The organism is Rhizobium sp. GW821-FHT14E12 (assembly GCF_058803745.1).
In genome coordinates this window covers 286,537-293,100 of the sequence record NZ_JBXAPH010000008.1, presented here as the reverse complement: position 1 = coordinate 293,100, position 6,564 = coordinate 286,537, and the positions used below count along the sequence as shown (strand labels likewise).

The following is a 6,564-nucleotide window of genomic DNA, read 5'->3' as shown; positions in this document are numbered from 1 at the left end:
CCCCTTGCCCACAGGCCGTTCGGCGTTCAGAGGCAATCCATCGCCAAGACCCTATCGCTGGCGCAAAGCATGCCGCTCGCTCCTAAGCGTAGCTCCTCGGACCAAATAGCGAACCAGGATAACCTCCCCAACATAACAAGAGACAGCAAAACCCGCACCAACCGGGACTTTCGCCCGTTTTAGGGTAGCGTTTCGAACGGACTGGGGACTGCAGCTCTCGCCATCGGATTTCATCCGTTGTCAGCGGCACCTTGTACAAATAAGGAATGCGTCAGAAAGAATTGCTTTATATATGTCTGTCGACGCCACCGTGTAGCCGAGGATATACGACGCAGATTCAAAGTCTTAATCAAGATATATGAGCGGATCGCAATGAAGATACTTTGTTTCGACTGCTCATCATCAATATTGAAAATCAAGACATGCAGGTTTCGTACTGACAATGATCAAATCTCCGAAATTTATGTTTGATGATTAATTAACATTGTTTGGTTAATTTTAGCATTGGATATTGGCGGAGGATCCGGGCATGGCATTGATTCAGCATAAGATTATCGTTGCAAGTGTGGCGATTTTCGCTTTGGCCGGGGGCGCCACAGGCGTCGGGCTGTGGTCGGCGACAACCTTGGCGCAGAACAATGCCGAGGTTGCCCGTTCATCGCAGGTGCTTCGCAACCACATGCAGGCGGACATGATGCACGACGCGCTTCGCGCAGACGTGCTGGCGTCGCTGCTGGCGGCCAATCCGGCGGCGGGAATAGGCGCCGATGCGGTGAAAGCGGATCTGGCGGAACATGAGACGTCGTTCCGTGACATGATCGCCGCGAACAAAAAGCTAGCAACCGATAGGACCACGCAGGATGTCCTGGCAAAGATCGAAGCGCCGCTTCTTACCTATATCGATAGCGCCACGAAGATGGTCGATCTCGCGGCGAAGGATCAAACGGCCGCGCTGAAGTCGCTGCCCGACTTCATGAAGCAGTTTTCCGCTCTTGAAACGGCCATGGAACAGGCCGGAGAACAGATAAGCTCGGTATCGGAAGCGACCACCAAACGCAGCGCGGATATGCAGGCGCTTGTCGATACGCTCATGAAGGCTCTTCTGGCCCTGGCCGCGCTATTTTCTTTCAGCCTCTATTGGCTTACGCGCAAGACCGTCACCAAGCCGATCCTTATGCTGTCCAACGACATGCAGGCACTGGCCGATGGCAACACCGATATCGCCTCTACGGCTATCGGCCGCTCGGATGAGATCGGCACCATGGGATCGGCCGTCGAAGTCTTCCGGCAGGCGGCAATCGCCAACAGGAAACTCGAGCTGGACGCCGAGGCCGCCAGAACACAAGCCGAAGCCGACCGGATCGCCGCCAGAAGGCAGGCAGACGAAGAGGCAGCGGAGCGACTTCGCGCCGCGACGTCTGGTCTTGCAGCCGGGTTGAAGCGGCTTGCTGATGGCGACCTTGCATTCCAGCTTCACGAACCGTTCTCGCCGGACTTCGAAGCGCTTCGACAGGACTTTAACAGTTCGGTCAAGCAGCTCGGAGACGCGCTTGGCGCAATCTCGACCGGTATCGCAGCGATCGATGATGGCACGCGGGAGATTTCCTCCGCGGCCAACGATCTTTCCAAGCGCACCGAGCAACAGGCGGCTTCGCTTGAGGAAACGGCAGCGGCCCTCGACCAGATCACCGCCAATGTCTCAAGCTCGAGCAGCCGCACGGAGGAGGCCCGCACCGCGGCGACGCAAGCCAATCGCAGCGCCGCAAAGTCCGCCGAAGTCGTATCGCATGCCGAGGAAGCGATGCGTCGCATTGAAGCGTCTTCGCAGCAGATTTCCAGCATCATCGGGGTGATCGACGAGATTGCTTTCCAGACCAACCTTCTGGCGCTGAATGCCGGGGTCGAGGCTGCGCGTGCTGGCGAAGCAGGCAAGGGTTTCGCAGTCGTCGCCCAGGAAGTGCGTGAGCTGGCGCAGCGTTCGGCGCAGGCGGCCAAGGAAATCAAGGGGCTGATTCAGAAATCGTCTTCGGAGGTTGAAAGCGGCGTCAAGCTCGTCATGGACACCGGCGCGTCGTTGAAGACGATCGGTGAGCAGATCGCAGAGATCAACCAGCATATGAACGCGATTGCGACATCCGCAAAGGAACAGTCCACCGGACTTGCCGAAGTCAACACCGCCGTTAATTCGATGGACCAAACGACACAGCAGAACGCGGCCATGGTCGAGCAATCGACCGCGGCCTCGGCGAGCCTCGCCATGGAGGCGGCCAAGCTTCGCGATCTGGTGTCCCAGTTCAAACTGCAGGCTATGGCCTCCGCACAATCCACAGCACTTCGGCAGACGGCACGGGCCATGGCTGCACCAGCCTGGCAGAGTAGCGGTGTATCAAAACCGCAGCCCAGGCGGGTTGCAGCCACAGGGAATGCCGCATTGGCTGTCGCCAACGCCCAAAACGAATGGGAAGAATTTTGAGGCTGCGCAAAGGATAGGCAGCGTGCCGATTGCTATCGGGAAGGGCAACTTATCATGGTAGCTCTGATCGCCAGCCTGCTGCCTCTGTCCGTCACTATTGTCCTTTGTGTTCCAACAATCTGGCGCACAAATCCCAGCCGTCTATTGCTCCGGTGCCAGAACGCAGCATTGCTCCGGCATCGGCACGAGCACGGCCTCGCTTCCCGCAGCCATGGGTTCCGTCAAAGCCCCGTTGGCGACGATATCGCCGGCTGACGTCGTGCACTGATATTGATAGGCACGGCCGAGATAGGTTCTTGTTCCCAGAACCGCGGGAAGGCCCGCTCCATCGCGGCGAACCGCAAGGCCGTCGGCGCGGCAGGCAAGGATGAAGTCGTCGGGGATCTCGCCGTAATCGTCCTGCGAAAGTGCGATCCTGGCGCCGCCCTTGGCTTCTGCGGTCACGGATGGGCCGTTGCGTTCGACAACCCGCATCGCCAGCAGGTTCTCAAAGCCGACAAAGCGGGCGACGAAGGTGTTGGCCGGTTTCTGATAGAGCACTTCCGGCGTATCGAGCTGCATGATGCGGCCGGCATTCATGATGGCGACGCGATCCGAAATCGAGAAGGCTTCCTCCTGATCGTGGGTGACGTAGAGGGAGGTGGTGCCGTTGGCGCGCTGCAGCTGGCGGATTTCGACGCGCATGTCGATCCTGAGCTTGGCGTCGAGATTGGAAAGCGGTTCATCGAACATCAACAGTGGCGGCTCGATGACGAGGGCGCGGGCAAGCGCCACGCGCTGCTTCTGTCCGCCGGAAAGGGCAGAGGGAAGCCGGTCGCCAAGGCCCGAGAGCCCGACGCGCTCCAGCATGTCTCCCGCCTTCTTCGAACGCGCCGCAGCGGCAATGCTCCGCTGCTTCAGACCGAAGGCGACGTTGTCGAGGACGGTCATATGTGGAAACAGCGCGTAGTTTTGGAACACCAGGCCGATATTTCGGGCATGCGCCGGAAGCCGTGTCAGGTCGTGATCGCCAAGGCGGATCGTGCCGCTCGTCGGTTGCAGGAATCCGGCGACGAGGCGCAGCGTCGTGGTCTTGCCGCAACCGCTGGAGCCGAGCAGCGAGACGAGTTCGCCGGCGGCGATGGATAGCGACAGATCCTGCAACACGGCGGTATTGCCGTAATGGGCGGTGATGGTCTCAATGGAAAGCGATACGGTCACGGGCGGCTACTTTGTCAGGAAGGTGAGACCCAGTGTCGCTTCGACGATCGCCATGACGCCGACGGTGACCAGCATCAGAAGCACGGACACCGAGGCGATCGTCGGATCGAAGAACTGTTCCATATGGGCAAGGATCTGGATGGGAAGCGTGGATATGCCCGGTCCGGTCAGGAAGACCGAGACGGAGACATCATTGATCGAGGTGATGAAGGCAAGGATGAAGGCGGCGATGACGCCGGCGCGGATATTCGGCAGCACGACCGTCAAGAAGGTCTTTACCGGCGGGCAGCCGAGGCTGATCGCCGCTTCCTCGATGGAGAAATCGAAGCTGGCGAGGCTGGCGCTCACCACCCGCACGGAATAGGGCAGGACAAGCAGCGCATGGCCGATCAGAAGGCTCGCGAAAATCGGCAGATCGAGGCCGATGGTGATCGACTTCATCAGCGAGAAGCCGAAGACGATCTCGGGCACGAGGATCGGCAGGATGAACAGCGTCGAAAGCCAGCTCGGCAGCTCCAGCCGGTAGCGGCTGATGGCGTAGGCTGCGGGAATGCCCATCAGCAGCGACAGGCCTGTGCCCAGGAAAGCCAGTTCGAAACTGGTGATCGCGGTGGTGCGGAATGCCTCGATCTCGAAGATGTTCCAGAACCAGCGCAGCGTCAGGCCCTGCGGCGGGAAGGTCAAATAGCTGGTGTCGCTGAAGGCCGAGCCGATGATGATGACGAGCGGCGCCAGCAGGAAGAAGAAGACACAGACGGTAAAGGCGATCAGCAGGGGGTGGACACGATGCGCCATGGTCACACCGTCATCGGATTGAGGCGGCGGGCGATGCGGCTCATGATCAGGACGATACCGATCGTCACGACGACCATGATCGCGGCGATGGTGGAGGCGCCGACCCAGTCGAAGGTCACCATGGCGCGCTGGTAAAGGAAGGTGCCCATCGTCATCTGCTTTTCGCCGCCGAGAAGCTGCGGGGTGGCATAGGAGGTGAAGCTCCCGGTGAAGACCAGCACGGCGCCGACGATAAGGCCGGGAGTGGCAAGCGGCAGGATGACCTGGCGAAAGGTCCCGATCGGTGTTGCGCCCAGCGATGTCGCCGCCTGGATCAGGTCCTGCGGAATGCCCTCGAGCACGCCGACGAGGGTGAGGATCATCAGCGGCACGAAGAGATAGACCATGGCGACGATCACCGAGCCCTCTGTATAAAGCATCGAAAGCGGCTCGCTGATGACGCCGACCGACAGCAGGGCCGTGTTGAGGATGCCGTTCTTGCCGAGAATGATCAGCCAGGCGAAGGAGCGCACGACGACGCCGGTCAGGAGCGGAAAGACGGCGGCGATGATCATCACGCTCTTCGCCCGGCCCGGCATCTGGGCGATGACATAGGCGGCGATGAAGCCGACGAACAGCGAGATCACCGTGGTGATGAGGGCAATCTCGATCGTCCGATAGAGCACGGTGCGGCGAAAGCCGCTGTTGAAGAAGGCGACATAGGGCGAGAAGATGCCCTTCGGCTCCATGAAGGTCGCGGCGATCGTGATGACCACCGGGACGACCAGGAAGAGCACGACGGCGACCATCGCCGGCGCCGCCAAACCCCATTTTGCAAGATGCTTCATCCGTCAAATTCCGCTGGGCAGGCCATCACATGCCGAAGATTTCATTCCAGCGATCGATCCAGTCCGACTGAGCGGCGTTCAGCTTGGCATAATCGATGCGGCCGAGCTTGGCGATCATGTCGGCGCCGTAGGTCCAGAGTTTCGCCTGGTCCGGCGTCAATACGACCTTGGTGGAGACCGGCGCATCGACGCCCTGCGCGGCTTCGGCCTGCTGGACATCCTTGGAGAGGATGAAGTTGATGAACTGATGCGCCAGCTCAACATTCTCAGAGCCCTTCGGAATGTTGACGGTGTTAAGCGTCGCCATGTCGCCTTCCTTGAGGCTGGCCCAGGTCATGGTCGGAACGGCTGATTGCATCGAGGCCAGCGTGAAGTCCTGCGCCAGCGCCACCTTGGCCTCGCCGGTGGAGATCAGGTTCACCAGTTCGGAGCCGGTATTGTAATTCTTGACGACATTCGGCTTCAGCGCGGTGATCGCCGCAAAAGCCTTGTCGGTATCCTCATAGGCATCGGCGCCGGCATGTTTACCGGCTTCCAGAACCGTCAGCGGGCCGGCGGTGGTGGTGATGCCCGGCAGCGTCACGGCGGATTTCAGATCGTCGCGCCAGAGGTCGTTCCAGGAGGTAATCGGCGGATTGACCTTCGCCTTGTCGTAGACGATGCCGACGCGGCCGATCGTATAGGCCGGGCCGTAATTGCCCTGTGGCGCCTTGGCGAGATCGTAGAGATCGTAGATGTTCGGAAGCTTGGCGCGGTCGACTTCCTGAAACAGCCCCTGCTGAATGCCGATCTGCGAATAGCTGTCGGTCAGGTAAATGACGTCGACACCCTTGCCACCGCGAAGCTTCAGCTTGTTGAGGCGGTCGGCATTGTTGCCGGTTTCGAAGACCACATCGCAGCCGCAGATTTTCTTGAAAGGCTCAATGATGTTGGCCTTCATCTTCTCGCCGTTGTAGCCCCACCAGGAGATGGTCAGCGTCGTCGCCTGGGCGCAAACCGGCAGCGCGACGGTGGTCGCCGCGAGGAGGGCGAGGCCCGCGACGCGGGACAGGGTGAGGCCTTTCATGGTCGAAATCCTTATGGTCAGTGAAATCGGGTGGGGTGTCTGGCTGGCGGAATACTATTTTTCGAGCATGGGCTTTACAAGCCTAACAATTGAGCAAAACGTCGTTTTCTGTAAATCTTTGTCGCGCGCGGGATGGGTAGTAAGATCTTGCCTATGCCCGTTTGCAAATCGCTGAGATGATTCAGCTTTTGCGCAATTTTGGC

5 protein-coding genes are annotated in these 6,564 nt (G+C 59.7%); 1 reads left to right on the top strand and 4 read right to left on the bottom strand.

The genetic code is table 11. The annotated features are described in order from the left end of the window. The first annotated feature begins 529 nt into the window (after positions 1–529). Positions 530–2,473 carry a methyl-accepting chemotaxis protein gene (locus AC1RO0_RS25480; RefSeq protein ID WP_498595364.1) on the top strand — a complete coding sequence of 648 codons (1,944 nt, stop codon included), beginning with the start codon at positions 530–532 and terminating at the stop codon, positions 2,471–2,473. A 141-nt stretch (positions 2,474–2,614) separates the two neighbouring features. On the opposite strand, the gene AC1RO0_RS25475 is transcribed toward AC1RO0_RS25480, so the two are convergent. The 4 genes from AC1RO0_RS25475 to AC1RO0_RS25460 are packed head-to-tail and all read right to left on the bottom strand — an operon-like array spanning position 2,615 to position 6,361. Continuing rightward, positions 2,615–3,673, bottom strand: a complete 1,059-nt coding sequence (locus tag AC1RO0_RS25475) for an ABC transporter ATP-binding protein (RefSeq protein WP_498595363.1) — start codon at positions 3,671–3,673, stop codon at positions 2,615–2,617. A gap of 6 nt (positions 3,674–3,679) precedes the next feature. Next, positions 3,680–4,468: an ABC transporter permease gene (locus tag AC1RO0_RS25470; protein WP_498595362.1), complete on the bottom strand. Its 789-nt coding sequence runs from the start codon at positions 4,466–4,468 to the stop codon at positions 3,680–3,682. A 2-nt stretch (positions 4,469–4,470) separates the two neighbouring features. After that, a complete protein-coding gene (locus tag AC1RO0_RS25465; protein ID WP_498595361.1) occupies positions 4,471–5,295 on the bottom strand; it encodes an ABC transporter permease in 825 nt (274 codons plus the stop codon). A 25-nt stretch (positions 5,296–5,320) separates the two neighbouring features. Beyond that, on the bottom strand, positions 5,321–6,361 hold the full coding sequence (locus AC1RO0_RS25460) for an ABC transporter substrate-binding protein (RefSeq protein ID WP_498595360.1): 1,041 nt from the start codon (positions 6,359–6,361) through the stop codon (positions 5,321–5,323). Positions 6,362–6,564: the final 203 nt, after the last annotated feature.